This is a genomic window from Deltaproteobacteria bacterium, assembly GCA_020848905.1.
Classification (GTDB): Bacteria; Myxococcota_A; Polyangia.
In genome coordinates this window covers 12,870-38,566 of record JADLHG010000028.1, presented here as the reverse complement: position 1 = coordinate 38,566, position 25,697 = coordinate 12,870, and the positions used below count along the sequence as shown (strand labels likewise).

At 71.5% G+C, this 25,697-nt stretch carries 27 protein-coding genes; 17 read left to right on the top strand and 10 right to left on the bottom strand.

Annotation, left to right across the window (positions count from 1 at the left end; genetic code table 11):
- A partial coding sequence (locus tag IT371_11330; GenBank protein MCC6748245.1) for a sigma-70 family RNA polymerase sigma factor occupies window positions 1–279 on the top strand: 279 nt, incomplete at its 5' end.
- Here IT371_11330 and IT371_11325 read toward each other — a convergent pair.
- Window positions 276–1,106: a hypothetical protein gene (locus IT371_11325; protein ID MCC6748244.1), complete on the bottom strand. Its 831-nt coding sequence runs from the start codon at window positions 1,104–1,106 to the stop codon at window positions 276–278. The genes IT371_11330 and IT371_11325 overlap by 4 nt on opposite strands.
- A gap of 377 nt (window positions 1,107–1,483) precedes the next feature.
- On the opposite strand from IT371_11325, the gene IT371_11320 reads away from it, so the two are divergent.
- From IT371_11320 to IT371_11305, 4 genes are all read left to right on the top strand, one after another.
- Window positions 1,484–3,748 (top strand): beta-propeller domain-containing protein, encoded by a 2,265-nt coding sequence (locus IT371_11320; GenBank protein ID MCC6748243.1) that lies wholly within the window; start codon window positions 1,484–1,486, stop codon window positions 3,746–3,748.
- A 184-nt stretch (window positions 3,749–3,932) separates the two neighbouring features.
- Entirely contained in the window at window positions 3,933–4,940 is a 1,008-nt protein-coding gene (locus IT371_11315) for an alpha/beta fold hydrolase (protein ID MCC6748242.1), read from the top strand.
- A 43-nt stretch (window positions 4,941–4,983) separates the two neighbouring features.
- Window positions 4,984–5,442, top strand: coding sequence for an acyl-CoA thioesterase (locus tag IT371_11310; protein MCC6748241.1), 459 nt, complete (start codon window positions 4,984–4,986; stop codon window positions 5,440–5,442).
- A gap of 60 nt (window positions 5,443–5,502) precedes the next feature.
- Window positions 5,503–5,718 carry a hypothetical protein gene (locus tag IT371_11305; protein ID MCC6748240.1) on the top strand — a complete coding sequence of 72 codons (216 nt, stop codon included), beginning with the start codon at window positions 5,503–5,505 and terminating at the stop codon, window positions 5,716–5,718.
- Window positions 5,719–5,721: 3 nt separating this feature from the next.
- On the opposite strand, the gene IT371_11300 is transcribed toward IT371_11305, so the two are convergent.
- Window positions 5,722–6,822, bottom strand: a complete 1,101-nt coding sequence (locus IT371_11300; GenBank protein ID MCC6748239.1) for a hypothetical protein — start codon at window positions 6,820–6,822, stop codon at window positions 5,722–5,724.
- 149 nt (window positions 6,823–6,971) lie between these two features.
- On the opposite strand from IT371_11300, the gene IT371_11295 reads away from it, so the two are divergent.
- The 6 genes from IT371_11295 to IT371_11270 are packed head-to-tail and all read left to right on the top strand — an operon-like array spanning window position 6,972 to window position 12,667.
- Window positions 6,972–7,892, top strand: a complete 921-nt coding sequence (locus IT371_11295; protein ID MCC6748238.1) for a hypothetical protein — start codon at window positions 6,972–6,974, stop codon at window positions 7,890–7,892.
- Entirely contained in the window at window positions 7,889–8,578 is a 690-nt protein-coding gene (locus IT371_11290) for a sigma-70 family RNA polymerase sigma factor (protein MCC6748237.1), read from the top strand. Before IT371_11295 ends, IT371_11290 begins: the two co-directional genes overlap by 4 nt.
- Window positions 8,575–10,287 (top strand): tetratricopeptide repeat protein, encoded by a 1,713-nt coding sequence (locus IT371_11285; GenBank protein MCC6748236.1) that lies wholly within the window; start codon window positions 8,575–8,577, stop codon window positions 10,285–10,287. The genes IT371_11290 and IT371_11285 overlap by 4 nt, the downstream gene beginning before the upstream one ends.
- Window positions 10,287–10,715, top strand: a complete 429-nt coding sequence (locus IT371_11280) for a hypothetical protein (protein ID MCC6748235.1) — start codon at window positions 10,287–10,289, stop codon at window positions 10,713–10,715. The genes IT371_11285 and IT371_11280 overlap by 1 nt, the downstream gene beginning before the upstream one ends.
- A gap of 51 nt (window positions 10,716–10,766) precedes the next feature.
- Window positions 10,767–11,684: an FKBP-type peptidyl-prolyl cis-trans isomerase gene (locus IT371_11275; protein ID MCC6748234.1), complete on the top strand. Its 918-nt coding sequence runs from the start codon at window positions 10,767–10,769 to the stop codon at window positions 11,682–11,684.
- Window positions 11,685–11,686: 2 nt separating this feature from the next.
- Entirely contained in the window at window positions 11,687–12,667 is a 981-nt protein-coding gene (locus IT371_11270; GenBank protein ID MCC6748233.1) for a hypothetical protein, read from the top strand.
- A 16-nt stretch (window positions 12,668–12,683) separates the two neighbouring features.
- Here IT371_11270 and IT371_11265 read toward each other — a convergent pair whose 3' ends face one another.
- Window positions 12,684–12,983 carry a hypothetical protein gene (locus IT371_11265; GenBank protein MCC6748232.1) on the bottom strand — a complete coding sequence of 100 codons (300 nt, stop codon included), beginning with the start codon at window positions 12,981–12,983 and terminating at the stop codon, window positions 12,684–12,686.
- Window positions 12,984–13,193: 210 nt separating this feature from the next.
- Here IT371_11265 and msrB point away from each other — a divergent pair, with 210 nt between their 5' ends.
- Entirely contained in the window at window positions 13,194–13,736 is a 543-nt protein-coding gene (gene msrB / locus IT371_11260) for a peptide-methionine (R)-S-oxide reductase MsrB (protein MCC6748231.1), read from the top strand.
- A gap of 6 nt (window positions 13,737–13,742) precedes the next feature.
- Window positions 13,743–14,165 carry a CBS domain-containing protein gene (locus IT371_11255; GenBank protein MCC6748230.1) on the top strand — a complete coding sequence of 141 codons (423 nt, stop codon included), beginning with the start codon at window positions 13,743–13,745 and terminating at the stop codon, window positions 14,163–14,165.
- Here the strand turns inward: IT371_11255 and greB are convergent.
- On the bottom strand, window positions 14,162–14,722 hold the full coding sequence (gene greB / locus IT371_11250) for a transcription elongation factor GreB (protein ID MCC6748229.1): 561 nt from the start codon (window positions 14,720–14,722) through the stop codon (window positions 14,162–14,164). The two genes, IT371_11255 and greB, sit on opposite strands and share 4 nt — an antisense overlap.
- Window positions 14,719–15,351: a DTW domain-containing protein gene (locus IT371_11245; GenBank protein ID MCC6748228.1), complete on the bottom strand. Its 633-nt coding sequence runs from the start codon at window positions 15,349–15,351 to the stop codon at window positions 14,719–14,721. The genes greB and IT371_11245 overlap by 4 nt, the downstream gene beginning before the upstream one ends.
- Window positions 15,352–15,514: 163 nt before the next feature.
- Between IT371_11245 and IT371_11240 the strand changes: the two genes are divergently transcribed.
- Complete coding sequence (locus IT371_11240) at window positions 15,515–16,387, top strand: DMT family transporter (GenBank protein MCC6748227.1); 873 nt, start codon at window positions 15,515–15,517, stop codon at window positions 16,385–16,387.
- A 62-nt stretch (window positions 16,388–16,449) separates the two neighbouring features.
- Window positions 16,450–17,322, top strand: coding sequence for a hypothetical protein (locus tag IT371_11235; GenBank protein MCC6748226.1), 873 nt, complete (start codon window positions 16,450–16,452; stop codon window positions 17,320–17,322).
- Window positions 17,323–17,341: 19 nt separating this feature from the next.
- Here the strand turns inward: IT371_11235 and IT371_11230 are convergent, their stop codons facing one another.
- The gene (locus IT371_11230) at window positions 17,342–17,902 is read right to left on the bottom strand and encodes a hypothetical protein (protein ID MCC6748225.1); all 561 of its coding nucleotides are present in this window, start codon (window positions 17,900–17,902) and stop codon (window positions 17,342–17,344) included.
- A 491-nt stretch (window positions 17,903–18,393) separates the two neighbouring features.
- Between IT371_11230 and IT371_11225 the strand changes: the two genes are divergently transcribed.
- Complete coding sequence (locus IT371_11225; GenBank protein MCC6748224.1) at window positions 18,394–18,927, top strand: hypothetical protein; 534 nt, start codon at window positions 18,394–18,396, stop codon at window positions 18,925–18,927.
- 18 nt (window positions 18,928–18,945) lie between these two features.
- Here the strand turns inward: IT371_11225 and IT371_11220 are convergent, their stop codons facing one another.
- Window positions 18,946–19,407, bottom strand: coding sequence for a hypothetical protein (locus IT371_11220; protein ID MCC6748223.1), 462 nt, complete (start codon window positions 19,405–19,407; stop codon window positions 18,946–18,948).
- Window positions 19,408–19,565: 158 nt separating this feature from the next.
- On the bottom strand, window positions 19,566–21,074 hold the full coding sequence (locus tag IT371_11215; GenBank protein ID MCC6748222.1) for a hypothetical protein: 1,509 nt from the start codon (window positions 21,072–21,074) through the stop codon (window positions 19,566–19,568).
- A 119-nt stretch (window positions 21,075–21,193) separates the two neighbouring features.
- On the opposite strand from IT371_11215, the gene IT371_11210 reads away from it, so the two are divergent.
- A complete protein-coding gene (locus IT371_11210; GenBank protein ID MCC6748221.1) occupies window positions 21,194–22,531 on the top strand; it encodes a M48 family metalloprotease in 1,338 nt (445 codons plus the stop codon).
- Here the strand turns inward: IT371_11210 and IT371_11205 are convergent.
- Window positions 22,521–24,053, bottom strand: coding sequence for an SMP-30/gluconolactonase/LRE family protein (locus IT371_11205; GenBank protein MCC6748220.1), 1,533 nt, complete (start codon window positions 24,051–24,053; stop codon window positions 22,521–22,523). The two genes, IT371_11210 and IT371_11205, sit on opposite strands and share 11 nt — an antisense overlap.
- A gap of 11 nt (window positions 24,054–24,064) precedes the next feature.
- Entirely contained in the window at window positions 24,065–25,681 is a 1,617-nt protein-coding gene (locus IT371_11200; protein MCC6748219.1) for a hypothetical protein, read from the bottom strand.
- Window positions 25,682–25,697: the final 16 nt, after the last annotated feature.

The window sequence follows — 25,697 nt, the reverse complement described above, 5'->3', positions numbered from 1 at the left end:
CTGGAGGATCTGGAGCTACCGGAGCGGTGGCTCGTGGACCGGCGCGCACCCGACCAGGAGCTCGAGACGCGGCAGTCGGCCGAGCTGGCGCGTCGTGCGCTCTCGGCGCTCACGCGGGAGGAGAGGGACTTCCTCGCCGCCTGCTACGCAGAGGAACAAGCCCCGGTGGACCTCGCGGCCGAGCTGGGGGTCCGGATCGGGACGGTCTACAGCCGCAAGTTCAAGACGCGGGAGAAGCTGGCGAAGATCGTGGCCACGCTCGAGACCCCTTCGGTCTAGCGAGCGGTCAGCGCCGCGCGTACCTGATCCTTGAAGACCCGGTCCACGAGGGCGAGCTGCTCCGGAGCCTCGATCACGTGCACGCTGCAGGTCGGGTCCGCCACGCCCGGCACGTAGTAGCTCACGCGCTTGTAGGCGGGCTCGAAGCGCCCGCTGCCGTCCGCCATCGAGCGGCTGACGAAGACGGTGTGCTTGGCCAGCCACTCCCCCGCCGGGACGCCGAGCGCGCGGGCCGCCTCGTCGGTCAGCGGCACGGCCTCCAGGCGACCCTTGTGCTGGGCGATGTAGCGGCGCCCGTCCGGCGCGGTACTGAAGTCGTTCGGAATGGTGTAGGTGCCGACGGAGCGCACGTAGCCGGGGCGCACCATGTCAGCGCTCTCGAAGGTCACGGCGGGTCGCCGTCCGGCGCCGACGTCTCCCGTCTGCGTCCAGCCGAGGAGGCTCACGAGGCCGTTCTTGCCGCCCCCGTAGTAGTTCGTGCGCTTCGCACCCGGTAGCTCGTTGCTCGCGCCGGTGTCCTTGGCCGCCACGTCCGCGCGAGCCCAGCTGAAGGCGTTCCGGATGGCGAGGAGCGGGGACCAGGCGACGCTGTTGTGCGCGCCATGTTTCTGCCCGAGCGGGAGGGCGTCCAGGGTCCGCACCTGTTCGCGGGCCAGAGGCATGAGGCGAACCACGTTCCGCACGAAACGCTGGAGGCCGCTCGGCAGGTCCTTCAGCGGCACGCCCGAGCCCCGGACGTCTACGACGCGGGCCGCTGCGGGCAGAGCGCCGAGCAGCGCCGTCAGGCACACGACCAGGCCTGTCCTTCGTGACCAAGAGCGTTTCATTGCGGGTCTCCCTCGTGCGGACGCGCCGGGCGCATCGTCTGTGACCGTGGCTGTGCAACGGCCGCGCCAGGATCTACCGACCGAACCCCGCCATCTCGCGCACGCCGGGCCTTGCCGCGGCCGGAAATTGTCCGTGTGATGATCACCGCTTCGCCCCTGCGACCTGCCTGGCGTCACGCCGGTGGCCACGCGAAGCCACCCTGGCCATGGCGGTGCGGCCCGTGTGGACGAACGTGCGCACCCCTGGCTGCCGGGACCAGATGGGACGCGGCCTCCTGGGGCGCCGCGAGGCGGCGGTGATCCCGTAGACCCTTCGCCGCTCCTCCTCGTTCATAAGGCCATCGGCTTCACCGATGCCGAGCGAGAGGATGGCCGCCATGCAGAGCACGTTCCGGAAGATGCCCCGTCGGAAGTTCAGCCTTCGGCGCCTTGCCCTGGCGGTCCTCGTCGTCGCCTCGGCGGCCGTGCCTCGCCCGAAGGCCCAGGCCAGCGGCAGCGCACCGGCGGTCGAGGCGCTCCGCCCCGCGGGAAGCTGCCAGGCCGTGCGAGAGCGGCTCGTGGAGCTCCTCGTGCCGCAGCTCCTCCACCGCAACGCCTTCTACTACCACTACCCGCGTCCGGCGATGCGAGGGCGGCTGGGGCGGGTGGCGCCGGTGCTGGACGGGCTGCGGTCGCGGAGTGACGAGGCCCGTCCCGCCGCGCAGGGCGCCGCGCCGGCGGGCCCGCTCGGGGGAGCCGCGACGGCCAAGTCGGGGGCTGTTCGCGAGCAGGATGGACCGAGGAGCCACACCAGCACCAACGTGCAAGAGGTGGGCGTGGACGAGTCGGACATGGTGAAGACCGATGGGAAGTTCATCTACACCGTCTACGGGCAGGAGCTGCTGATCCTGAAGAGCTGGCCCGCCGACCGGACGAACGTGGTGGCGCGGGTGAAGCTCGCCGACGCGCGCCCGACGCAGCTCTTTCTGAAAGGGAACCGCCTCGCCGTCTTCTCGGCGGTGGTTCGTTATCAGCCGAGTCCGTGGCCGACGCCGCGCCAGCCGTCTCTGCAGGGGCTGCGGCTGCGTCACGCGCGGCCCGCCCTGGCGCGTCCGCCGTATTACCCGCAGCACGCCTACTATCAAGGGACGCGCGTCACCGTGCTCGAGCTCGGCGATCGCACCCAGCCGGCGATCGTGAAGCAGTTCGAGCTCGAGGGGAACCTGCTGCAGGGGCGCATGATCGGCGGCGACGTGTACCTGGTCTCCTCGGCGGCGCTGCAGCTCCCCCCCGAGGTCTGGCAGAGCGGCCAGCGCGTGCTCCAGCAGGTCCAGCTCCGCAAGCCGGCCTGGCAGCTCAACGAGGCGGAGTGGAAGCGTCTCGAGGCCCAGTACCGACCGCACCTGAAGTCCGAGCTCCGCCGCGCGCTCTCCAAGGTGCAGCTCCTGCGCGCGCTGCCGCAGCTCCGCACCGTGAGCGCGGCCGGCCAGGTGAGCGCCCCCGTGGCGCTGCACGGCTGCAGCGAGCTCTATCTGCCGAAGGCGGGGGGCCAGCTGGGCGTGCTCACCGTGACGCACTTCGATCTGGACTGGCCGATGCGCACCGAGAGCGTCGGGGTCCTCTCGGCCGGGATGCAGGTCTACGCCTCGACGGATGCGCTCTACGTGGCCACGGGCCAGGCCTTCTGGAACGGCTGGAGCACGCCCGCGGCGCCCACGACGCAGCTCCACCGCTTCGTGCTGCGCGGCGAGCAGGGCGGAGGGCACGTGCGCTATCAGGGGAGCGGCGCGGTGCCGGGCTGGCTCCTGAACCAGTTCTCGCTGAGCGAGTACCAAGGTCACCTGCGCGTGGCCACGACCGAGGCGCAGTGGGCGGGCGCCGCCGGTCAGGGCGGCAACAGCGTCTTCGTGCTGCGCCCCGAGGCGAACCAGCTGAAGGTGGTCGGCTCCGTGCGCGGCCTCGCCCCCGGCGAGCGCATCTACGCCGCGCGCATGATGGGCGACAAGGGGTACGTGGTGACCTTCCGTCAGACGGACCCGCTCTACACGCTCGACCTCTCGAAGCCCGAGAGTCCGCGCGTGGTGGGCGAGCTGAAGGTGAACGGCTTCTCGAGCTACATCCACCCGCTCGACAAGGACCACCTGCTGACCATCGGACAGGACGCCGACGAGAACGGACGCGTGCGCGGCGTGCACCTGCAGATCTTCGACGTGAGCAACTTCAAGGAGCCGCGTCGCAGCCACCACCACCGCTTTCAGTTCGGCGGCGAGGGCTATTCGCACAGCACCTCGCAGAACGACCACCACGCCTTCACCTACGACGCGAAGCAGGGCGTGCTCGCCATCCCGCTCAGCTACTACAACTACCGGGACACGCAGCAGAGCTTCAACGGCCTCGCGCTCTTCAAGGTGGGCAAGCAGGCGGGCTTCGTGGAGCTCGGCCGGATCTCGCATCGGGACCTCGTCGAGACGCAGTACCAGAAGGTCTGCGAGCGAACGCGCTCCTGCTCCAGCCGTGCGCCCGCGTACATGGCCCACGCGGCGCCGATCCAGCGCAGCCTGCTCCTCGAGGACGTGCTCTTCACGCTGAGCGGCTACGGCCTGAAGGCCAACCGCCTCCAGCAGCCGGGACGGGCCCTCGCGGCCGTGACGTTCTTTCCGTAGGGCGCCGCTCGATAGGCCGCCCTTCGGACCGGGCGACTGGTCACACCCGCCACGCGCGCCTCGGAGCTACTGCCCAGCCAGGCCCCGCCGCCGGAATATCACGTCTAATATTAAATGGTTGCATAGGCGATGGAACGGCGTGGGGCCGTACCGGCTGGCATGGTACGTGCTCCATGGCCGCCACATGTTCCGCGTCCGCGTCCTCGTGCTCGTTGCGGGCTGGCTCGCCCTGGGGCCCGCCGCCGCGCTGGCCAAGCAGGCGTCCCCGGCGCCGCTCGTGGCGGGCAACGAGCGCTGGCAGTATCGCGTGGTGGGGGACGGGCCCGAGACGGTGGTGCTGATCCCGGCGTCTTTCGGGAACCACCGGCAGTGGGACACCATGCTTCCTCACCTGCAGAAGGAGCTGGGGCCCGCCTACCGGTTCGTGGTCCTCGACTACCCGGGGGTGGGACGATCGAAGGACCTGCGACCCCCCGTCTTCGAGGACGGGCTGGCGTACGGCCGGCAGCAGGTCCTCGCGGTGCTCAAGGACCTCAAGGTCGGCCGAGCGCACCTCTTCGGCTACAGCCTCGGCGCGCTCGTCGCGCAGGAGGTCGCGGGTCGCCACCCGGAGCGGGTGAAGTCGGTCTTCATGCTCGGGGCGCCCTACTGCGACGAGGCGACGCTGCCCAAGGTGAACGCCGCGTACGAGCCGCTGGTGAAGGCCCTCGACCGCCTCAGGCCGCGGTGGAACGAGACCATCACCAAGGCGAACTTCCGGGAGGTGTTGACGGCGCTCGCCTTCGGGCAGCGCGACGGCGTGGAGCCTTCCGGGCTGCAGCGCCTGGCCGTGGGACTCGCGGCGCCGCTCATCGGGAAGCTCTTCTGGGGGTCGAAGATCTGGTCCATCGGGATGCTGGCCGAGGAGTACGTCAAGCGGCCGGAGCAGCTCCAGGCCAAGATCCGCCACTACCACGGCTCGCTCCGGCGCATCCCGCGAGACCTGCCCGTGGCCGTCGCCCGCGGGCAGTTCGACCAGCTCGTCAGCACGGAGATGACCCGGTCGCTCACCTCCGCCATCCCACAGGCGCGCGTCTTCCGCGTGCCGCTCGTGGATCACGTGGCCCCGTCGCTTTTGGGCTACGCCGGCCGCATGGTCGCCCGGCGCTACGTGGCCTGGCAGAAGGAACTCCGGAGCGCCGCACGTCCTTGAGACCCGCTTTACCTCTGCGCAGCCTCGCGGCATGCTGCGCGCCATGATCGAAGCGCTCAGCGACTACAAGGTGATCCTTCCCGTGGTGGTGGGCTGGGGCGACATGGACGCCTTCGCCCACGTGAACAACACCGTCTACTTCCGCTACTTCGAGCACGCGCGCATCGCCTACTTCGAGCGCGCCCTGGTCGTGCCCTCGAGCGAGGGGACCGCGCAGGCCACGGTCGCCGTCCCGACGGGCGTGGGGCCGATCCTGGCCTCGGCCTCGTGCCGGTTCAAGGCGCCGGTGCGCTACCCCGACCGCGTGCAGGTGGGGATCCGCGTCTCGGAGCTGGCCGACGACCGCTTCACCATGCGCTACGCCATCTACAGCGAGCGGCTCGCGCGGATCGCGGCCGAGGGGGACGGGGTGATCGTGGCCTTCGACTACGGCACGGGAAAGAAGGCGAGCGTGCCCGAGCTCTGGCGCGAGCGCATCGCGGAGCTCGAGGGCTGGCGGTGAACGCTTGTTCCTTTGCTGGCCGCGTGGTAGGGGTCCTGCAAATCTACCGCGAGGTGCTTTGTGACGCCTGAAATCCTGGTCGCCGAACTTCCGCTGAACGACGAGCTGATCCTTGCCGCCGTGGTGCAGAACCAGCAGCTCATCTGGCGGCTGCTCGACGCCGACGGCGAGGTCGTGGCCAACGTGGACTCGGTGAGCGCCCAGACGCTGGCCATGATCACGGCCGACATGGGTGACGAGGGCGGGGCAGGGGCCGAGGAGCCCCATCAACATTAGACGCTAAGGGGCGCTCCCGTCCCAGCAGGCGCCCAGATCCTTCCGTTCACCGAGGCTCCCGTCGAGGATCGGGGAGCAGACGGCAGTGCCCGTGCAGCCGCTCTTCGGGCCGGGGGCGCAGGCCGGCAGGCAGTTTCCTCCGCGGACGTTGCCGAAGCCGAACCAGATCGAGCCCGGCGTGTAGCCCGCGGGCGTGACGCAGACCAGCTTCGGGCCGCAATCGTCCATCCCGACGCAGGGGTCGTTCTCCTTCACGGTGCCCTTGGGCACGCAGTGGTTCGGCTGCGCGTGCACCTGCGGCGCGCACATCTTGGTGGCGTCGGTGCAGCTCTGCTTGAAGAGGTCGCAGGGCGGCGGCGGGGGCGGCGGGGGCGGCGGCGGCGTCACGACGCACACGCCCCAGTTCAGCGAGGCGCCGTCGCTGCCGAAGTCCAGCTTCCGGCAGTCGAAGCCCGTCGGGCAGGGCTTGCCCGTGCCGCAGAGCGTCCGGCAGGTGCCGACCATCTCCTTCGGATCGGAGCTGCTCACGACGCAGAGCAGGCCCTTGCTGCAGGCCTTGGGCACGTTGACGGGCGGCTCGATGCAGGGGTCGCCGAGCCTGCCCTGCCCCGCGGCGTAGCAGCCGCCGTCGGAGGCCGCGACACCCATGGGCCAGCAGCGGTCGGTCGGGGCCGCGCAGTTCTGCGCCAGGATGTCGCAGGGGCAGTTCTTCCCCTGGCAGCCGGAGGCCTTCTGACAGACCGGCTCGCGCATGCACTGCACGTCCGCGCAGTCGATCTTTCCGTCGCCGTTGTCGTCCTTATTATTGGTGCAGTTTTCGGCGGCCGGAGGCGGTGGCGGCGCGGGCGGCGTCGTCGGGGCGGGCGCCGGGGTCGGGTTCGAACCCGGCGTGGGGGTGCCGGCCGTGCCGGGGAGGACGCACAGCCCCTGAGGCCCGCAGAGCTCCGTCGGCGGGCAGTCGCGTTGGGACTGGCAGGCGGTCTGCGCGCGCGAGCTGTGGCTCGGATCGGGGCCTTCCCCGTGGCATCCCCCGAGGCCCAGGCCGATGAGCGCGGCGAGCGGTCCGACGGGGACCGACCACTTTCGAAGCGTTTGAATCTGCACGGCTCTCCTCCTCTTCAACAGCGTGTGGTAACAGCGACTGCGTTTGGCTTGCGGGGACTTGGATGCGAGGGGCCGGCCGGATCGAAAACTTTTTTTTCGATGGGACGCGGTCCGGGCACCTAACTCTCGAGGACGGACAAAGGGGTTTCGTGCGCGCGTTCTGCTTCGCAACGGTGCTCGGTGTGCTGCCGGGCTGCCCGGTCGGCCTGGCCACCGCGGCCGAGCCGCTGCGCGTCGGGCCGCTCGAGCTCACCCTCGACGCGAGGCTGCCCTTCTCGTCGGAGCAGCTCGCGACGGCGCTGGCGCTCCGGCTGACGGCGGCCGAGGGGCGGCGCATCGGTGTGCGCGTGCGAACACTCGGCGGCGCGGAGCTACGTCTCGAGTCTGCGCGCAAGGTGCGGCACCTGACGCTCTCCGAGACGGAGCCCGAGGCGGCGGCTCGTGAGACGGCCCTGGCGATCCTGGATCTGGTGCAGGGCGAGCTGCCGGTGCCTGCGATCCCCTTCCTCGACGCGCGGCCTCGACCTCGCGAAGGACCGGAGTCCCCCCCGACGAGGGGCGGGCCGCGACTCCTCCTCGCGCTCGGAGGGACGAGCGGGGTGGGCACGAACGCGGACCGGCCGCTCTTCGGGGTCGCGCTCGACGGAAGCCTGGTGCTCGTTCGGGGGCTGCGCGCCGTGCTCGGCGTGGGCCTCCGGCTTCAGCCGGCAACCGACGTGGCTGGAGGAAGCCTCGGTCTCCTCGGCGTGCCGCTACGCGCCGGGCTCGGCTGGCGCTTCGGGCGCGTGCCCCTCGAGCTGCGGGTCACGGCGCTCCTCGAGCCGCTCGTCGTGAGCGGGGAGGCGCAGGGCCGGAGCCTCGCTCGCACGGAGCTCCTCGGGGGCGTGGGGGCGGCGGCGCTCTACGCGCTGCGCCTCGTCGGTCCGCTCGCGGCGCTCTTCTTCGTCGGGGCCGACGTCTTCTTCTCGCGCGCGGCCTTTCAGGTGCGCGGGGTGGAGGGGCCGGCGAGCCAGCGCGTGGCCTTCGCGGGGGGCCTCGGCCTCGAGCTGGGCCTTGGAGCGCGGCGATGAATCTCGGTGTTCTCGCCCACCCGTGGCTGCAGCTCTCGCTCGGGCTCTTCGGCTCGCGGCCCGAGCGCGCGCGACCCGGCGCGGCGCGCGGGGCGGCACCCGGCGCGGGGCAGCTCGACCCGCTCATCGGACGCGCGGCCTCGGGAGATCGGCAGGCCTTCGACGAGCTCTTCCGTCGCCACGTGGACGAGGTGCACCTTCGGCTGACGCGGCTCATCGGACCCGACCCCGAGCGCGAGGACCTGGTGCAGGAGGTCTTCATCGCGGCCTACCGGGGGCTCGCGGACTTCCGAGGCGACGCGGCCTTTTCGACCTGGCTCTACCGCATCGTGGTGCACGCGGCCTACGGGCACCTGCGCAAGCGGCGACGCCGGCCGCTCGAGCTGGACGCGCTGCCGGAGCTCAGCCTGCCGGGGGAGAAGAGTCCCGAGGCGACGGCGGCCCGACAGGAGCTCGTGCGCGAGGGGCTCGGCCTGCTCGCGCGGCTGAAGCCGAAGAAGCGCATCGCCTTCGTGTTGCGCGAGGTCGAGGGGCTGTCGCTGCAAGAGATCGGCGAGCTGGTGGACGCGACGCCCGCCGCCGTCGGGCAGCGGGTCAAGCACGCGCACGTGGAGCTCCAGGCGATGCTCGAGCGGCAGGCCGCGAAGCAGCAGCGCGCGAAGCAGCAGCACGAGGGGCGGGCATGAGCACGCGACGCGAAGGCGCGGAGGAGACGCGCACGCCGCTCAGCCCCGAGCTGGAGCGCGTGCGACAGGCCGTGGAGCAGAGCAGCGCGCCCCTCGACGATCTGGGTCGCGCGCGGATCCACGCCAAGCTGGACGCCGCGCTGGACCGGCTCGAGACGAAGGCCCGCGCCCCGGGACGGCGCGACTTCGCGCGGTGGCCGTGGGTCGCGGCCGGGGTTGCGGCAGCGCTGCTCCTCGCGGGACTCGTGGGGCTGCTGCTCCGCCGCGGGGCGAGCCCGGTGCGCCGCGACGCGGTGCCGGCGGTAGCGCAGGGAAACGACGCCCAGCGTGCGCGCGGGTTGCGCCCGTACCTCTGGGCCGGCAGCGCGGCGAGCTGGGCGGTAGGGGAGCCGCGTCCTCTGTCGGCCTCGGATCGTCTGGTGGTGCCGGCCGGTGGCCTCGTGCGCGCGCGGCTCGAGGGCCGGGGGTGGGTGACGCTCGTCGGGCCGGGGACGCTGGCGCTCCGTCGCCCCGAAGGAGCCACGCTCGAGCTCGAGCTCTCCGCGGGGTTGCTCCTGCTCGAGGTGACGCGCCGCCCGGCGGAGCGGGTGCGGGTGGTGGGCGGTGGGCTGCGGGCGGAGGTGGTCGGCACGCGCTTCGCCGTGGATCTGCGAGGACGCGCGGCGGCGGTCGCGGTGGCGCGCGGCGCGGTGCAGGTGACGTCGGCTCGGGAGCGGACGCTCCTGCGCGCGGGAGAGCGCGTGTCACGCGGCACGCCGGGCCCTCGGCCGCTCGACGCGGAGCTCGCGGCGCTCCTCGCGGAGCACGGGCGCGCGGGGCCGCCTCCGACCGAGGAGCTGGGTACGCTCGCGCTCACGGGAACGCCCGCCGACGGACGGGTGCGGGTGGGCGGGGTCGTGCTGGGGCCCTCGCCCCTCGTGGCGGAGCTGCCCGCGGGGACGGCCGAGCTCTCGGTGGAGGCGGACGGGCACGCCGCGACCGCGCTGACCGTGGAGCTCGAGCGGGGGCGCGTGACGCGGCTCGGTTATGCGCTGACGCGGCTCGCGCAACGTGATGGTGGTGGCGCGGCGGATGCGGAGCCGCGACGACAAACGGGGCAGCGTGCTCGGGGCCGAACGGCGATGGAACGGCGCGGGACCGCCGACGGTGGTGCGTCCGGACGGCTCGACGCGGCGACGCGCGAGACGCCGCCGCGCGGCGCGGTGGATGCGGCCCCCCCGCGGCCCTCCGCTGCCGCGCTCTACGCGCAAGGAGAGGCCGCCCTGCGGCGCGGGGATCGCGCGCGCGGAGAGGCGCTGCTTGCGTCGGTGGTGAAGGACTTCCCCGAGCATCGGCTCGCGGCGGCGGCGCTCCTCGAGCTCGCGCGGCTGGCTCGCGAGCGGGGGCAAAGCGCCTCCGCGCGCCGTTACCTCGGCGAGCTCCTCGCGCGGAGGGACGCCGTGCTCTGGCGCGAGTCCGCGCATCTGCAGCTCTGTCGGCTGGAGGTGGAGGCTCGGCGTCGCCCCGAGGCCGAGCGCTGCTTGACGGACTTTCGCGGGCGCTATCCGCGCTCGCCGCACGACGAGGACGCGCTCCTCGCGCTCGCCCGCCTCGCCGAGGCGCGGGGCGGCTGTCCGGCCGCTCGTCCGTGGTTCGAGGAGTATCTGCGCCGCTATCCCACGGGGCGGTTCGCCGCCGAGGTCGCGCGACGGCTCGGAGGGTGCCGCTGATGCGCGCGCGGGGACTCCTTCGCCCTGCCGTTCCTTTCGTGGCCGGCGCCGTCCTCGTCGCCCTCGCCGGCTGCGCGACCCAAGTCGTGGAGCTCTGGCCCGACGGCGGGGCGGTTTCCGACGGTGCAGTGGCGCGGGATGGAGCCCGTGACTCCTTGCGGCGCGACACGCTCGCCCGCAGGGACGGGGCGGCGCGCAAGGATCGCGGTGCAGACCAGCGCGCCCCCGATCAGGGAAGCGCGTGCGTCTGCCGCTACGCCCGCTGCCGCTCGGCGCTCGAGTGCGAGACGAACATCGGCCCGGGCAGCGTCTGCCAGGGAGTCGTCTGTTCGGGCGCTGCCGGGAGCTGTCGCGCCCCCGGCGATTGCGGCTCGGACCCCGCCTGGGTCTGCACGACCTCGGCCGCGAGCACCACCCCCTGCCCTTGACCCTCGGCGGGAGGGGCTGCTATGGAGGGCCCCATGCGCAAACGAACCACGATGATCCTGGGGTGTGCGGCTCTGCTTCTGGCCTGCAGCAAGGTGCAGCCGCAGGAGCCGCCGAAGACGGTCGACACGCCGAAGGGCACGCCCGCGGGGAAGCCCGCCGAGACGCCCAAAGGGGGTGAAGCCAAGGTCGCCGAGGAGAAGAAGGCCGCCGACCCGGCGCCGGCGGACCCCAAGGCCATTCCCGCCCCGTCCGACGTCGCGGCGCCCCCTGCCGACGCGAAGAAGGAAGCCTCGGGTCTGGCCTCCAAGGTGCTGACGAAGGGCACCGGCAAGAAGCGCCCCGTGGCCGACGACACGGTGAAGGTCCACTACACGGGCTGGACCACCGATGGAAAGATGTTCGACAGCTCCGTGACGCGCGGCGAGCCGGCGCGCTTTCCGCTGAACCGCGTGATCAAGGGCTGGACCGAGGGCGTGCAGCTCATGGTGATCGGCGAGAAGCGGCGCCTGTGGATCCCCGAGAAGCTGGCCTACCAGGGGCGGCCGGGAGCGCCCGCCGGGATGCTGGTCTTCGACGTGGAGCTGCTCGAGATCACCGAGGGCCCGAAGGCCCCCGAGGACGTGGCCAAGCCGCCGAAGAGCGCGAAGACCACCGCGTCCGGCCTCGCCTCGAAGGTGCTGACCAAGGGCACCGGCAAGAAGCACCCGGCCGCCACGAACACGGTGGTGGTGCACTACTCCGGGTGGACCACCGACGGGAAGATGTTCGACAGCTCCGTCGTGCGCGGGCAGCCCGCCACCTTCCCGCTCAACGGCGTCATCGCCGGCTGGACCGAGGGTGTGCAGCTCATGGTGGTGGGCGAGAAGCGGCGCTTCTGGATCCCCGAGAAGCTGGCCTACCAGGGGCGGCCGGGGGCGCCCGCCGGGATGCTGGTCTTCGACGTGGAGCTCATCGACATCAAGGAGTGAACGTGAGGCGGGTCGGCGCGGCGGTCGGCGAGGTGTGGGCGAGAGCACCGATCACAGCCTCCGCACGCCTCGGAGCTGCGCTACTCCCCGTCGTCGTCCTTTCCGCCCTCCTCGTCGGGTGCAAGACCTCGTGTCCCTCCGGTGATCGCGCCGGCGCCGTTCGCGCTTCCGCGGGGCGTGCTCTCGGGGGGCCGCGACCCGCGGAGCTGCGCGTTCCCCGGCGCTACGACGCCGCGCGGCCATGGCCGCTCCTCGTGCTCCTGCACGGCTACGGCGGCGATGGCGCCTCGCAGCTCGAGGCGCTCGGTTTCTCGTACCTCGTGGACGAGGTCGGCGTGCTGCTCCTCGCCCCCGATGGCACCCTGGACAGCGTGGGGCACAGGTTCTGGAACGCGAGCGACGCCTGCTGCAACTTCGACCGCAAGGGAGTGGACGACGTGGCCTACCTCGCCGGGCTCGTCGAGGAGACGGCGCGCCGTTACCGCGTGGATCGCGCGCGCGTCTACGCCGTGGGCTTTTCGAACGGCGGTTTCATGGCCCACCGCCTGGCCTGCGAACGCTCCGCTCTCTTCTCGGGAATCGTGAGCCTCGCGGGGGCCGCGCCGCCGGCGAGGACGCGCTGCGCTCCGTCCGAGCCCGTCGGGGTCCTGCAGATCCACGGGCTGGCCGACGAGATCGTGCGCTACGCGGGGGGGCGCGATCTCCTGTCCCGTGGAGGCCCGAGCTACCCGGGCGCGCGCGCCAGCATCGCGCGCTGGGCCGAGCTCGACGGATGCGAGAAGGGGGCGCCGACCGTCGGAGCGCGCTTCGATCTGGACCACTTCATCCCCGGCGCGGAGACCGTGCCCGAGCGGCACCGCGCCTGTCGCGGCGGCACGGGCGTGGAGCTCTGGTCGATGCACGGCGGCGGCCACAGCGTGGGCGGGGGCGAGGCCTTCGCGCGCCAGGTCTACGACTGGCTCGAGGCGCATCGACGGAAGTGACCGCGAAGCGCGCGGCTCAGGCGGCCGAGCGCGGCGGGCTCAGGTAAAGCACGCTCACCCGGCCGGAGCGGACGCGCGCGAGGAGCAGGCCCACGAGAGTCGGCCCCGCCGTCGTGGGCGGCCGGACGACGAGTCGGCGACGCAGGTGCGCCGCGAGGTGCTGGATGAGCTCGCGGGGGTCGAGCGCCCCGGCGGGAGCACCGAAGAGCTGGCGGTAGCGCTGCCTGAGCACCTCGACCGGGGCCTGATCGAGCGAAAAGAGCTCCTCCACCACCCAAGGTTGCCGTGCCCCCCGCTTCTCCCCGCGCCGCGCCATGCGGGGAGGGGAGAATGCAAGGTCGAGGCCCGCGGCCAAGGGGCCCCCCGTCGAGCGCCAACGCGCCGGGACCGCTCCAGATCGCGCGCGCGGCTGCTCCACGCGGCCGCGGCCCAACGGCCGCTGCATGTGGGATCGATCCCACGGCCCCTGTGGAGCGCATTCCACAGGAGCGTAACGGCCCCTGCCCGACGGCGTACGCCTTTAGCGATGTGGCGCAGTGTATGGAAGGGCAGGTTCTTGCCGCTCGGGTTGCCGCTGGCGGCCGCGGTGGGTTGTGCCGAACCGCAGTCGAGGCCGTCCCCTCGGTCCACGTCGCCGCAAGGAGACTCCATGAAGACGATCTCGAACGCGCCGCCCAGCCTCGCTCGCTCGGAGGCCGAGTGGCGAAAGGCGCTCACGCCGGAGCAGTACCGCGTGCTGCGCGAAAAGGGCACGGAGCGCCCGTTCAGCGGCGAGCTCCTCGACCAGCACGGCAAGGGGGTCTACCGCTGTGCGGGCTGCGGGCAGGATCTGTTCCGCTCCGACACCAAGTTCGACTCGGGCAGCGGCTGGCCCAGCTTCTATGCTCCGCTCGGTTCCTCGGCGGTCGTAGCGCACCCCGACTTCTCGCACGGGATGCGGCGCGTCGAGGTCGTGTGTGGCCGGTGTGGCGGCCACCTGGGGCATGTTTTCGACGACGGGCCTAGACCCACGGGCCTTCGATACTGTATCAACTCGGTGTCCCTGCGCTTCGAACGGCGCGACGAGTAGGCCCCGATGCGGCTCACCGAGCTCACCGTTGCCGACGTGATGTCGGCCGACCCCATCACCATCGAGGAGGACGCGACCGTCGGTCAGGCCGACCTGGAGATGCGCGGGGGGGACATCCGGCACCTGCCGGTCCGCGACCGCCACGACCGGCTGGTCGGCATGCTCTCCAATCGGGACCTGCTCCGCGCGCTCGGCCGCGGCGCCGGCGGGACGCTGCGCGTCGGGGACGTGATGAGCGCCGAGGTGCGGACGGTGCGGCCCGAGAGCCGGGCGTGCGAGGCGACCCTCCTGCTCCTCGATCACAAGATCGGCGCGCTGCCCGTGGTGGACGATCGCGGACGTCTCGTGGGGCTCGTGACCGAGACCGACTTCGTGCGGCTAGTGCACCGCCTCCTCGGAGGCGATCAGCTGTCGGCCGACGAGGATTAGGCGTCCACCTCCGGTTCTTCTTCGTACGAAACACCGACGATGGTGTAGCTGGCGGCCCCCTTCGGCCGCTGCACGCGGACCTCGTCTCCCTCGCGCTTGCCGAGCAGGGCCTTCGCGAGCGGCGACTCGACGCTGATCCGCGAGGCCTTCACGTCGAACTCGTCGGGACCTACAAGCCGGTAGCGGAGCGCCTCTCCGTCGTCGTCCTCGAGCTCGACCCATGCGCCGAAGTAGACGCGGTCGCGCTGCGCCGGGGGCTCGCGCACGACGGTCAGGCGGTCGAGCAGCTTCGAGAGGAAGCGCATGCGCCGGTCGATCTCCCGCAGCCGGCGCTTGCCGTAGATGTACTCGGCGTTCTCCGAGCGATCGCCGAGCGCGGCGGCCTCGGAGACCTCGTGCGTGACGCGCGGACGCTCCACCTTCCAGAGGTGCATGAGCTCCTCCTTGAGGCGCATGAAGCCCGTGGGGGTGATGCAGCGGGAGGCGGTCGCGTCTGTGGCGGGCGGCGGCGTCTTGGGCGGCAGTGTCTTGGGCGGCGGCCTCTTCGGCGGCGTCATGCGGGGCGGGCCCGTCGGTCGCGGGCCCTCTGCACCATGGTCCGGAACAGCCGGCGCAGCTGCGCGCGCGTCTCCTCGGACTCGCCGAGCGCGACCAGCGCCTCCGCGGCGGCCTCCAGCGTCGAGAGGTAGTCCTTGCGCGGGGCCTTGCGCAGCGTGCCGTAGATCGTCGGTTCCGTCGGGCGCAAGAGCAGGCGCGGGAGCTTGAGCAGCCAGGCGTTTCGCCACCAGAGGGTCTTGGCCTGGCTCCAGCTTCCGTCGAGCAGCACGATCCCGTCCAGCTGGGAAGGGCGCAGCGCCCGCCCCTTGTGGTCCATGACCTTCGTCGGCGCCTCGGTCTGCGCCGTGCGCTGGGCCTCCGAAAGGCCGTAGGGGAAGACCGTGGCCCAGCGGCGCGGGTCCGCCTCCCGGCCGAGCGCCTCGGCGAGACCCGGCCAGGAGAGCCCGACCACGACGCGGGCCTTGGGCAGGCTCTGCGCGACGAGCTGCGCCGAGCCGAGCTCGAGGTCTTGCTCGCGCGGGTGTTGCAGGATCAGCACCTCCAGCCGGGTGGGAAGGGGGACGATGCGGTCGCAGACGCAGATCTCGGGCGGGCGTCGGCACTTCGGACAGGGTTCGAGGGCGAGCATGGGCCCATCTTGACGGGGTACGCCTTCCCGATCAATGAAAGCCCCGTCGGCGCCGCCGGAAAGCCGGCCGGCGCCCCCCGAGGAACTTATCGGGTCCCTCGAGTTGCGTTATGGTGGTGCCCGTATGCCGTCGTTGCCGTACGCAGGTGAAACCGCAGGCCTGGTGACCGCCCTGGTGTGGACCGCCTCGGCGTTCCAGTGGTCCGTGGTGGGTCAGCGGGCCACGGCCGGCGCGATCAACATCTTCCGCACGGTGGTGGCCTTCGCCGTCATCTCCCTCGCCGTCGCCGCGTGGACCGGGCAGCTCTGGCCCTCGCAGCTCGCGGGGCGGGACCAGGCGCTCCTGCTCCTCTCCGGGGTGGTGGGTCTCGCGCTCGGAGACGCCTTCTACTTCCTCTCGCTGCTGACGGTGGGACCGCGGCGCTCGCTCGTGCTCTGCCTCGCAGCGGCGCCCATGACCGCGCTGCTGGGTCTTCCGGCCCTCGGGGAGCGGCTGGCCTGGAGCGGCTGGGTCGGAACGCTGGCCACGATGGTCGGGATCGCCCTCGTGCAGTTCGAGCAGGGCGAGCGCGAGACGGTGGCCGGGTTGACTCCGCGGCGCCTCTGGGTGGGCACCGCGGCGGGCTTGCTCGCGGCCGTGGCGCAGGCCATCTCGTCGGTCCTCACCAAGCGCGTCCTCGTGCGCGGGGTGAGCCCGCTCCAGGTGACGCAGGTCCGCCTCGGGGCCGCCTCCCTGAGCCTCCTCGCCGTGGCCGCGGCGCTCGGCAAGCTCACCACCTGGAGCCGTCCCTTCGCCGAGCGGCGCGTGCTCGGCCACGCGCTGTCGGCAGTGCTCCTCGGCGCGGTGATCGGGCTCGTGCTCATGACCTACAGCCAGGGGCTCATCCCGGTGGGGTTGTCGAACGCCCTCACCAGCACCTCGCCCCTCTTCGCGCTTCCCGTGGCGGCGCTCGTGCGCGGGGATCGCATCACCCCGCGCGCGCTCGCGGGCACGGCCCTGGCCTTCGCCGGCGTGGCCCTCATCTTCCTCAAGTAGGGCCCGTAGTCGGCGCCGCGCGAGCGGTGCTATGCTGGAGCCACCGAAAAAGGAGGCTTCGCATGGGACGGCGCACGTCGGTCCGGTATCTCTCGATCGTCTCGGCGGCGATGCTCGCCCACGCCGGCTGCGGCTCGAGCGGGCCCATCGTGGACCCGAACGGCGCCGACACGGCCGACTACACCGGGGACGGCACCGTCAACGTCGTGCTGGCCGACGGCTCGGGCTTCGTCGTGACCGGGACGCTCGGCTCGGGCTGCGTGGACGTGGGCGGGCAGTGCCTGGACATCCCGACGATCAAGCAGCAGCAGTGCGGCGACCCGAACGCCCAGGCCGACATCGTGGTGGTGCAGGGCAAGGTGGTGAAGGTGATCTGCTACCCGCCCAAGTCGAGCGGCGTGAGCATCGAGCAGGTGGGCGTCGCGGGGAGCGGTGGGACCGAGATCCCGCAGAACAAGGGTCACGTGGTGATCACCTTCGGGGACGCCACGGACGGCAAGCCCATCCAGGGCAACGTCCGGCTGGACGGGGAGAAGGTCACGCTCTTCGGAAACGGCATCGACAAGACGATCCTCGACGGGAACCTGAACCTCGCCTCGAACGGGTCCCATACGCGCGGGCTCACCGTGAAGGGGAACGTGACCTTCGAGAAGAACTCGAACAACTCGACCCTGGCCTTCTGCAAGGTCACCGGAGACCTGATCGTCGAGTCGAACGACGTCTCGGTGATCGCGTGTCAGGTCTTCGGCAACGTGGTGGTGCGCGGGAACGGCGTGACGTTGATCGACGTGGGGGTTGGCGGCCAGCTGAAGGTGGAGGGCAACGGCCCGACCTGCTCGGGGCTCTACGCCTTCAAGGACGGCAGCGGCGACGGGGTCGTGCAGCCTTCGGAGCGCGGGGCGCCGCTTTCTTGTGGGGGCGGCAAGCCCAAGTAGGTCCGGTCGCGGCCGCCGCCTATTTCGCCACGCACCAGTACTTGCCCGACTTCTCGTCCTTGGCGCACTTCTGGGTGGCTCCGCAGCTGTTCGCGTCGGCGGGGTCGCAGTCCTTCTTGCAGAGGCCCGTGGTGAGCTGCCCCGCGAAGGCCTTGAGCTCCGCGCAGTGCTGCCCCTGGACGCAGTCCTGCTTGCCCGTGTCGCACCACTTGGCGCAGGTGCCGGGGGGGGCGTCTCCCGCGCAGCCGAAGCCCGGCGCGCACTCGGTGGTGGTGTTGCAGTTCGCCCCCTCTTGCACCGTCCCCACCGGACAGACGCACGCGACGCCCACGTTCTTCACCACGTAGCACGTCCCTTGCGCGCAGCCCGTCCCGGCCACGGGGTCGCAGGTCGCGGGCGTACCGGCGGCCGAGCAGCCGCCGCCCTGGTCCGGCCCGGGCCCTCCCAGGTCTTGCCGCCCCGGCGGAGGCTTGCGGAAGTCGCTCAGCACCGCGCCGTCCCGTCGCTTCGCCGGCCCCTCGCCCGGACATCCCGCTAGCAGCCAAACGCACCCGATGATCATCGCAAGCTTTCGCCTCACGCGAGCCTCCTCCGCAGAGCTCTGATCCTATCACGCGCTCGAAAAGGCGGACCAGGCGCGGGACGGTGGGGCGCGACCGGGGACCGTCGGTTAGGGGTGCGGGGGGAGCTGGCTGGCGACGGGAGGCGGGCGAGAGCGCGAGTGGCGGTGGGCGCACGCGGAGGGCCGGGCCGGATCGGTGCGGCGGGCAAGGGGTGTTTGTGTTGGTTGTGTTGTTGTTCGTGCAAGGACATCGCTGACATCAGACCAGCGCTTTGCTAGTATTGGCCCTAGTCATGATGGCACGCAAACGCAAATCCTCCTCGGGCGGTGACCGGACCTCGGGCACCCGTCTGCCGGCGGGTTCTGCGAAGCAGCTTCCGTTGCCACTGCGGGAGGCGACGGGCTGGGGCGGGAAGCGGAGGGGTGCGGGGCGGAAGAAACAGCCCGGCAGCGGCCTGCCCCATCGGATGCGGCCTTTGCTCGCGAGCCGTTTTCCGGTGCACGTGACGATGAAGGTCGTGTCAGACCTCCCGAACCTGCGCGCCAAGCCGCAGCTCCGGGTGATCGAGGGCGCATTTCGGGCGGCGCTCGGTCGCCACGGGCTCAATCTCGCGCACTATTCGATCCAGAGGAACCACCTGCACCTCATCACCGAGGCCAAAGACCGGGACGTCCTGATGAAGGGGCTGAGGGGCCTGGCGATTCGCCTCGCCCGGCGACTCAACGACCGCCTCGGGCGGCACGGGCGGGTCTTCGCCGACCGCTACCACCAGCGCATCTTGAAAACGCCCAGCGAGACGAAGCATGCCCTCAGCTATGTGCTCCAAAACCGGCGGAAGCACTGCGTGCAGCGCGGCAAGTGGGTGCCCCGGCGTGAGCTCGATCCGTGCTCCTCGGCGCTCTATCTCGTGGACGGCTGGAAGGACGTCGCGCCGGTGCCGCCCTCGGGAGAGCCCACGGTCGGCGAGCCACGAACCTGGCTCCTGCACACGGGGTGGAAGCTGCGAGGAAAGCTGCGTACCGACGACGTTCCAGGACACTGAGCTTCGAGAGGCGGCCCCCTACCGTCCATCCCGCGGCACGACGAGGATGCGGACGGGCTGCCCGAGTCCTCGGTCGTAGCCCTCGAAGGCCAGAGTGCCGTGGGGGCTCGGCACCTGCTGCGTGAGGTGCACGCGATCCACGAACACGCGGAGCGCGGCGTCGGGAGCCGGCGGCAGAGCGGTGCGAATCGTATTGCCCGACCGAGGCTCGTCCACCTCGGGGCTCCGTCGCCCGCGGCGCGCGCCGCCGACGGCCTGTCCGCGCGATTTGCGCTGCGGCTGGCGGCTCGGGCGGACCGCGTAGCGCAGGGTGCCGTCCGTTTCCTCGCCGGTGATGACCACGTCCACGACCTTGCTGGCGACGAGGTCCTCGGCCAGGTAGCGGGGCCGTCCCGCCACCGCGGGGAGGCGTTCCATCAGGTAGTACCGTTCGTCGAGCACGTAGCCGGGTCCAGGTCCGGAGAGCACATTCGGATGCATGGGCCGTCCTCCTTCCTTGCTTTGGGTTCGGCGAACGGATCTATGGTACCCGGAAGAGGTATGGTCCGACCAGGGGAAAGGTGAGGGAGTGTGGGAGAGCTGCCCGCAGCCTCGGACACGAGGTCGCGAGCGCCGGCCGGGAGCTCAGCGGCGGAAGATCAATAGCAGGCGTCGTAGCAGGTGCAGCCCTTCCCGTTCCCGCAGGTCACCTTGCCCGGCGAGCAGCAGGTGTAGCCGACGGTGGCCGGGGCATAGCACGGCTGGAGATTGCACCCTGGCGGCAGAGCGCAGGTGTTGTCCGTGCCGCAGACGTAGGGCGTGCTGCAGCTCCCGCAGAGGAGCGTTCCGCTACAGCCGTCCGCGATCGTGCCGCAGGTCTTGCCCTGCGCCGCGCAGGTAGTGGGCTTGCAGGTTCCCCCCGTGGCGGGAGGCAGCGGGCCGTCCTTGAGCAGCCCGTAGAGCGCGTACTCCACCTCGCGATAGGAGCCGTTCGCGTCCGCCGCGCCCTTGTATTTGGAGCGCCCGGTCACGTAGTCGCGGGTCACGCGCAGGGTCATGCCCACCGGGTTACCGTCGGTCTTGGTCGTGTCGTAGAGCGTGACGCTCGCCGGATACGCGGTGTTCGAGTAGCCCGAGCCCGAGGGGTTCGGCAGGCTGCAGCTCTTGCCCCCCGAGAGCCCCGAGACCGCGCTGCTGAAGGCGTCGCAGGCCGCGTTGCCGGTCGGGACGTTCGCGCAGCTCACCGTGCCCGTGGCGGCCGACTGGAGCTGCAGATCGATGCGGCCGCCCGTCGCGACCACGAAGGCCAGCTTCCCCGTGGCGGGCGAGAAGCTCGACGAGACGAACTGGAAGCAGGACTTCTGCGGGCTCCAGCCGGGACCGGGGATCCAGAGCTCGTGGGTCATGTACGCGAAGGTCGCGCCCGCCGGGTAGGCCCACTCGGAGCAGCCGGTGGTGGTGTTGCACTGCCGCGCGCGCTGCCGGATCTCGAAGGGACCGAGCGCCGCCGAGGTGCTGCCGGGGGCGAAGTAGGCCTTGGCCTCGGCGAGCGTGATCGGCGCACCGGCCGCCAGGCCCTCGTCGAAGAAGGAGAGGGGCTTCGGCGGGGCGGCCTTGCACGCGCCGGCCGCGCAGCCGTTCGGGCACGTGGTCTTCTGCGTCTTCTCGACGCAGGTCCCGGTGGCGGGGTCGCAGCTCGAGGCGGTCACGGTGACGAGGCTCGCGCCGTCACAGCTCGGGGCGCTCGGCGTGCAGGTGACGCCCGCGCACTTGTTCACCGGTCCGCCCTTGCAGGCCGCGCCCACGTCCGCGCAGCAGTCGCCGTACTTGGCGCACCCCTCGTCGCACCAGCAGCCGGCCGGGTTCTTCTTGCCGCACAGGCCCACGCACGAGGCCGGCTTCGCGTCGCAGAACTGGCTCTTGTCCGCGCAGCAGTCGCCGTACTTCTCGCAGCCCGCGTCGCACCAGCAGCCCGCGCGCGCCTGCTTGCCGCAGATCCCGGCGCACGAGTTTCCGCCGTCGGCCTTGCCTTCGCCGCGCGGGAGGAGCTGTCCGCGTCCGGGGGGGACGGGCGTCTCCGTCACGGACGATTCGCCGGGCTCGCAGCCGACGAGGACGAGCCCGACGAGCAAGGTGGCCCAGGGCAGAAGAGGGCGTCGAAGGCGCATGCGGTGCTCCTTGTAGGGGTGCTTTCGCCGTCCATACGGAGGTGGGTGGAGATCCTTCCCCTCGTGGAGCTCCTTCCCCTTGGCAACTCGAGTTATCCCGGGGCAAGCTTGCGCCCGCCATGGACGAGCCGAAGCGACTGGCCGAGCACCCGCCTTCGGGCGGTCCGAAGATTCTGGCCGAGCACAATCCGCGTGCGGAGCTGCAGGCGCAGGGCGACCGCGAGCTCGCCGAGCGCATCCTGTCCGACTTCGCCGTGCGCCAGGTGATCGAGCGCTTCGAGAAGCTCGCCAAGGAGCTGAGCGCCCGTCGCCACCTCCTCGGTACGGCGGTGCGTCTCACGCCGGAGATGGCCCCGGACATCCACGCCATCGTGGACGGGTGCCGCGTGGCGCTCGGGTTCGAAGAGCCGCTCGAGACCTACGTCTATCCCGAGGTGCAGTTCAACGCGGCGGCGGTGCGCCCCGAGCGCGGTCGCTTCTTCGTCATCCTCTCGGCGGGCCTGCTCGAGGCCTTCGAGGCCGACGAGCTGCGCTTCGTGGTGGGCCACGAGCTCGGCCACCACCTGTTTCAGCACCACCGCATCCCCGTCCCTCCGCTGCTGGCGGAGCTGGGCCGCAACGATCCGGGCTTCGCGCTGCGCCTCTTCGCCTGGCAGCGCTACGCCGAGATCTCCTCGGACCGGGCGGGCCTCTTCTGCGCGGGGCGACTCGAGCCCGCCGCGCACGCGCTCTTCAAGCTGGCCTCGGGGCTGCGCGGGGCGCGCGTGAAGGTGCGCATCGACCAGTTCCTGGCCCAGGTCGGAGATCTGCGGGAGGAGTCCGAGCGCGTGGCCAAGGCCGACGAGCCGATTCGCAGTGATTGGTTTGCGAGTCACCCCTTCAGCCCGCTGCGCCTCCGGGCGGCGGAGCTCTTCTCCCGCTCGGAGCTGATGGTCGCGCGGGGGACGCCGCGCCAGGCGCTCGAGGAAGAGGTGGAGGAGCTCATCGGCCTCATGGACCCGAGCTACCTGCAGGAGCACTCCGAGGCGGCCGAGGCGATGCGTCGGTTGCTCCTCGCGGGGGGCGTCCTCGTGGCCACGGCCAACGGCGGGATCGAGACCAAGGCCATCGAGGCGCTCGAGCAGCTTCTCGGGGCCGGAGCCCTTCCCGCGCGACTCAGTCCGGCGGCGCTGCGCGAGGATCTGCCCCGGCGCATCGCCGCGGTGAAGGAGCTCGTGGCCCCGCTGCGTCGAGCGCAGGTCATTCGCGACCTGTGCCTCATCGCGCGCGCCGACGGCCGCGTGGACCCCGCCGAGCTCGAGGTCCTCTACACCCTCGCCGACGCCACGGGAGTGGACCGGCACATCGTGGCCTGCACCGTGTCCGGGGCCCTCGCGGAGGAGGAGTCGGCGCGGGGGGGCGTCTCCGCGGCGGGAGGGGCGTTGAACCTCGACGAGACGGGGGAGCCTACGGAATGACGATCACTCGGATGCGGTGGTTGTAGCTGTCGGCCACGAAGACGCGGCCGGCCGCCGTGGCGAGGCTGAAGGGGGTCCAGAAGCGCGCGTTCTCCCCTGGCCCGTCGGCGAAGCTTCCGCTGCCGTTGCCGGCCAGGGTGGTGACCTTGCCGTTCGCGATCATGCGGATGGCGTGGTTCTTCCGGTCGGCCACGTAGACGCGGCCGGCGGAGTCCACGGCTACGGCGCTCGGTTCGCTGAACTGCGCGGCGCTCGGGGTTCCGTCGAGGAAGCCGGGAATGCCGGTGCCGGCGAAGGTGCTCACCTGACCGCCCTCGATGAGCCGGACCCGGTTGTTGTTCGTGTCCGCTACGTAGACCTTGTCGCCGCTCGGCGTGACGGCCACGCCGTAGGGATAGCTGAAGCGGGCCGAGGCCGCCGGTCCGTCGGTGGAACCGAGCGTCCCGTCTCCGGCCAGGGTTCGTACCTGGTCCTTCTCGATCACGCGGATGCGCATGGAGAAGGCGTCGGCCACGTAGACCCGGCCCTGGTCGTCCACGGCCACGCCGTGGGGGCCACGGAAGCGGGCGCTCAGGCGCGGTCCGTCGAGGAATTCGTTGTCTCCGGTGCCCGCGAAGGTCGTCACCTGGCCGTTCTCGATCAGGCGGATCCGCCGGTCGTCCACGTCCCCGACGTAGACCTTGCCCTTGCCGTCCCCGGCCACGCCGTAGGGCTTCGAGAAGCGCGCCGAGGCAGCCGGTCCGTCGAGAAAGGCTTGCGTGCCGTCTCCGGCCAGGGTGGAGACCTGCCCGTTTTGGATCAGTCGGACGCGTCGGTTGAAGGTGTCGGCCACGAAGACCTTGCCGCCCGCTTCGGCGCCGACCCCCATCGGCAGGAAGAACTTCGCCTGACCTGCGGGGCCGTCGGCGTGCGCTTCGTTGCCGGTCCCCGCGAGCGTGGCGACGCAGGCCGGGCCCTCGAAGGTGGTCCAGTTGGTCACGCTACGGGCCGGCTCGCAGCGACGGCAGGCGTTCCGCGTGTCCGTGGCGTTCGCGGCGTAGCACGCGCCCGCAATGAGGCACTGGTTCGCCTGCACGCTGTTCGAACAGCCCCCCGTGCCGTCGCACTGGTCGCTCGTGCAGCCCAGGCTGTCGTCGCACGAGTAGGTCGTGCCCTTGCACACACCCGCCACGCACTTGTCGGTGTGCGTGCAGGCCTGGCCATCGTTGCAGGCCTTGCCCTCGTCCGGGCTCCAGTTCGAGCCGGTCACCGCGGGGTCGCACTTCTGACACGGGTTCTGCGGGTTCGGGGCGCCCCGCGCGATGCACGCCTGTCCCATCACGCAGAAGTTTCCGCTCACGATGTGATTGCAGCCTTCCACCCCGCAGAGGTCCGTGGTGCACGGCAGGCCGTCGTCACATTGTGCGTTCGTCGTGCAGCGTACGCCGTCCCCGGAGGCGCCGCCGTCGGTTCCCGATCCCGAGGAGGAACATCCGCCGAGGAGGAGCGAGCTGAGCAGAGCGACAGGTGCGAGTCGTGTCATGGCGGTCCTCGTTACGGTGCAACGGGGAAGACGACGCGGATGCGGCTGTTTCCCTGGTCCGAGAGCACCAGGAAGCCCGTCTTCGGGTCCAGGGCGACCGCCCGTGGCGAGCTGAAGCTGGCTTGCGTGCCCTGCGCCTCGACGAAGGCGGCGTTCCCGTTGCCCGCCAGCGTCGTGACCTGACCGGCCTTGATCATCCGGACGCGGTGGTTCTCCACGTCCCCGACGTAGACTGCGCCCCCTGGGCCGACCGCCACGCTCGACGGGAGCTTGAAGCGGGCCACCGAGGCCACGCCGTCCTGGAAGTCGCCCTCGTAGCCGCCCTTGCCATCGGAGGGAGCGGTGCCGGCCAGCGTCGTCACGGCTCCGTTCTCGATCACGCGAATGCGGTGCGTGCCCGTATCGGCCACCAGCACCTTGGTACCGTCCACGGCCACGCCCAGCGGCGCATAGAACTTGGCCGTCGCCGCGCTGCCGTCCAGCCACCCGATTGTCCCGTCCCCGGCCAGGGTCGATACCTGCCCACCCTGGACGGCCCGGATCCGGTTGCCGTAGGTGTCGGCCACGATGACCGTGCCGTCGCCTCTCACGGCGAGGCCCGTGGGATACATGAACTGCGCTGACGCGGCCGGCCCATCCTTCCAGCCCTCGCGGCCGTCCCCGGCCAGCGTGGAGACCTGCCCCCTGTCGATCACGCGAATGCGCTGGCCGAGATGCTCCGCCACGTACACCTTGCCCGCAGCATCCACGGCCACTCCTCGGGGCGAGTTGAACTGTGCGGTGGCAGCCGGCCCGTCCGCGTAGCCCGGCTCGCCCGTGCCGGCGAGGCTGCTGACCTGTCCGTTTTCAATGAGGCGAATGCGGTGGTTGTTCGTGTCAGCGACGTACACCTTGCCGCCGGCCGCCGCCACGCCGTACGGGAGGTTGAAGCGCGCCTTGTCCGCTGGGCCATTCGTGTCGCCCTGGGTTCCGTCGCCGGCGAGGGTTCCCGTGCAGCCAGGCGTCGCAGCCACGCTCCAGTGCGTCGCGCTTCGTGCCGGGTCGCAGATGCGACAGGCGGTTCCCGGAGCCTTCGCGCCCTCGGCGTAGCAGGCCTGCTCGATCAGACATTCCTTGGCGTTCACCGGCTGCTTGCAGCCTCCCTGCCCATCGCACTGGTCGGCGGTGCAGGCGAGCTTGTCGTCGCAGGTGTAGGCCGTTCCGCCGCAGCCTCCGGCCTTGCACGTGTCGGTGTGCGTGCAGGCCTGCCCGTCGTCGCAGCGCTTGCCGTCGTCGTGGCTCCAGGCCTCGGCGGAGGCGGTCGGAGAGCACTTCTGACAAGGGTTCGCCGGATTCGGCGAATCCACCGCCACGCACTGCTTGTCGATCAAACAGAAGCTCTCGTTCAGGAGATGGCTGCACCCCGACGCGAGGCAGACGTCCGCCGTGCAGGGGAGCTTGTCGTCGCAATCCTCGTTGCGGCGGCATTTCTCGGAGGCGGGCCGGCACTGGCCCTCGAAGCAGGTCTGGCCGGTGGGGCAGCCCTCCGCGCAGCGCTTCGGGTCGTAGGGGTTATCGAAGGCCGGCAGGCACCCGGCGAAGACGAGGGCTGCGAGGGCGGCGAGCAAGGGCGGCATATGGCTGTGCATGGGGGTGTCCGTCCGC

Bases quoted from the DNA above. Each gene is read 5' to 3' on its own strand.
- IT371_11325 (MCC6748244.1), bottom strand. From the start codon at position 1,106: ATGAAACGCTCTTGGTCACGAAGGACAGGCCTGGTCGTGTGCCTGACG.
- IT371_11320 (MCC6748243.1), top strand. From the start codon at position 1,484: ATGCAGAGCACGTTCCGGAAGATGCCCCGTCGGAAGTTCAGCCTTCGG.
- IT371_11315 (MCC6748242.1), top strand. From the start codon at position 3,933: ATGTTCCGCGTCCGCGTCCTCGTGCTCGTTGCGGGCTGGCTCGCCCTG.
- IT371_11310 (MCC6748241.1), top strand. From the start codon at position 4,984: ATGATCGAAGCGCTCAGCGACTACAAGGTGATCCTTCCCGTGGTGGTG.
- IT371_11290 (MCC6748237.1), top strand. From the start codon at position 7,889: ATGAATCTCGGTGTTCTCGCCCACCCGTGGCTGCAGCTCTCGCTCGGG.
- IT371_11285 (MCC6748236.1), top strand. From the start codon at position 8,575: ATGAGCACGCGACGCGAAGGCGCGGAGGAGACGCGCACGCCGCTCAGC.
- IT371_11280 (MCC6748235.1), top strand. From the start codon at position 10,287: ATGCGCGCGCGGGGACTCCTTCGCCCTGCCGTTCCTTTCGTGGCCGGC.
- IT371_11275 (MCC6748234.1), top strand. From the start codon at position 10,767: ATGATCCTGGGGTGTGCGGCTCTGCTTCTGGCCTGCAGCAAGGTGCAG.
- IT371_11265 (MCC6748232.1), bottom strand. From the start codon at position 12,983: ATGGCGCGGCGCGGGGAGAAGCGGGGGGCACGGCAACCTTGGGTGGTG.
- msrB (MCC6748231.1), top strand. From the start codon at position 13,194: ATGTGGCGCAGTGTATGGAAGGGCAGGTTCTTGCCGCTCGGGTTGCCG.
- IT371_11255 (MCC6748230.1), top strand. From the start codon at position 13,743: ATGCGGCTCACCGAGCTCACCGTTGCCGACGTGATGTCGGCCGACCCC.
- greB (MCC6748229.1), bottom strand. From the start codon at position 14,722: ATGACGCCGCCGAAGAGGCCGCCGCCCAAGACACTGCCGCCCAAGACG.
- IT371_11245 (MCC6748228.1), bottom strand. From the start codon at position 15,351: ATGCTCGCCCTCGAACCCTGTCCGAAGTGCCGACGCCCGCCCGAGATC.
- IT371_11235 (MCC6748226.1), top strand. From the start codon at position 16,450: ATGGGACGGCGCACGTCGGTCCGGTATCTCTCGATCGTCTCGGCGGCG.
- IT371_11225 (MCC6748224.1), top strand. From the start codon at position 18,394: ATGAAGGTCGTGTCAGACCTCCCGAACCTGCGCGCCAAGCCGCAGCTC.
- IT371_11220 (MCC6748223.1), bottom strand. From the start codon at position 19,407: ATGCATCCGAATGTGCTCTCCGGACCTGGACCCGGCTACGTGCTCGAC.
- IT371_11215 (MCC6748222.1), bottom strand. From the start codon at position 21,074: ATGCGCCTTCGACGCCCTCTTCTGCCCTGGGCCACCTTGCTCGTCGGG.
- IT371_11210 (MCC6748221.1), top strand. From the start codon at position 21,194: ATGGACGAGCCGAAGCGACTGGCCGAGCACCCGCCTTCGGGCGGTCCG.
- IT371_11205 (MCC6748220.1), bottom strand. From the start codon at position 24,053: ATGACACGACTCGCACCTGTCGCTCTGCTCAGCTCGCTCCTCCTCGGC.
- IT371_11200 (MCC6748219.1), bottom strand. From the start codon at position 25,681: ATGCACAGCCATATGCCGCCCTTGCTCGCCGCCCTCGCAGCCCTCGTC.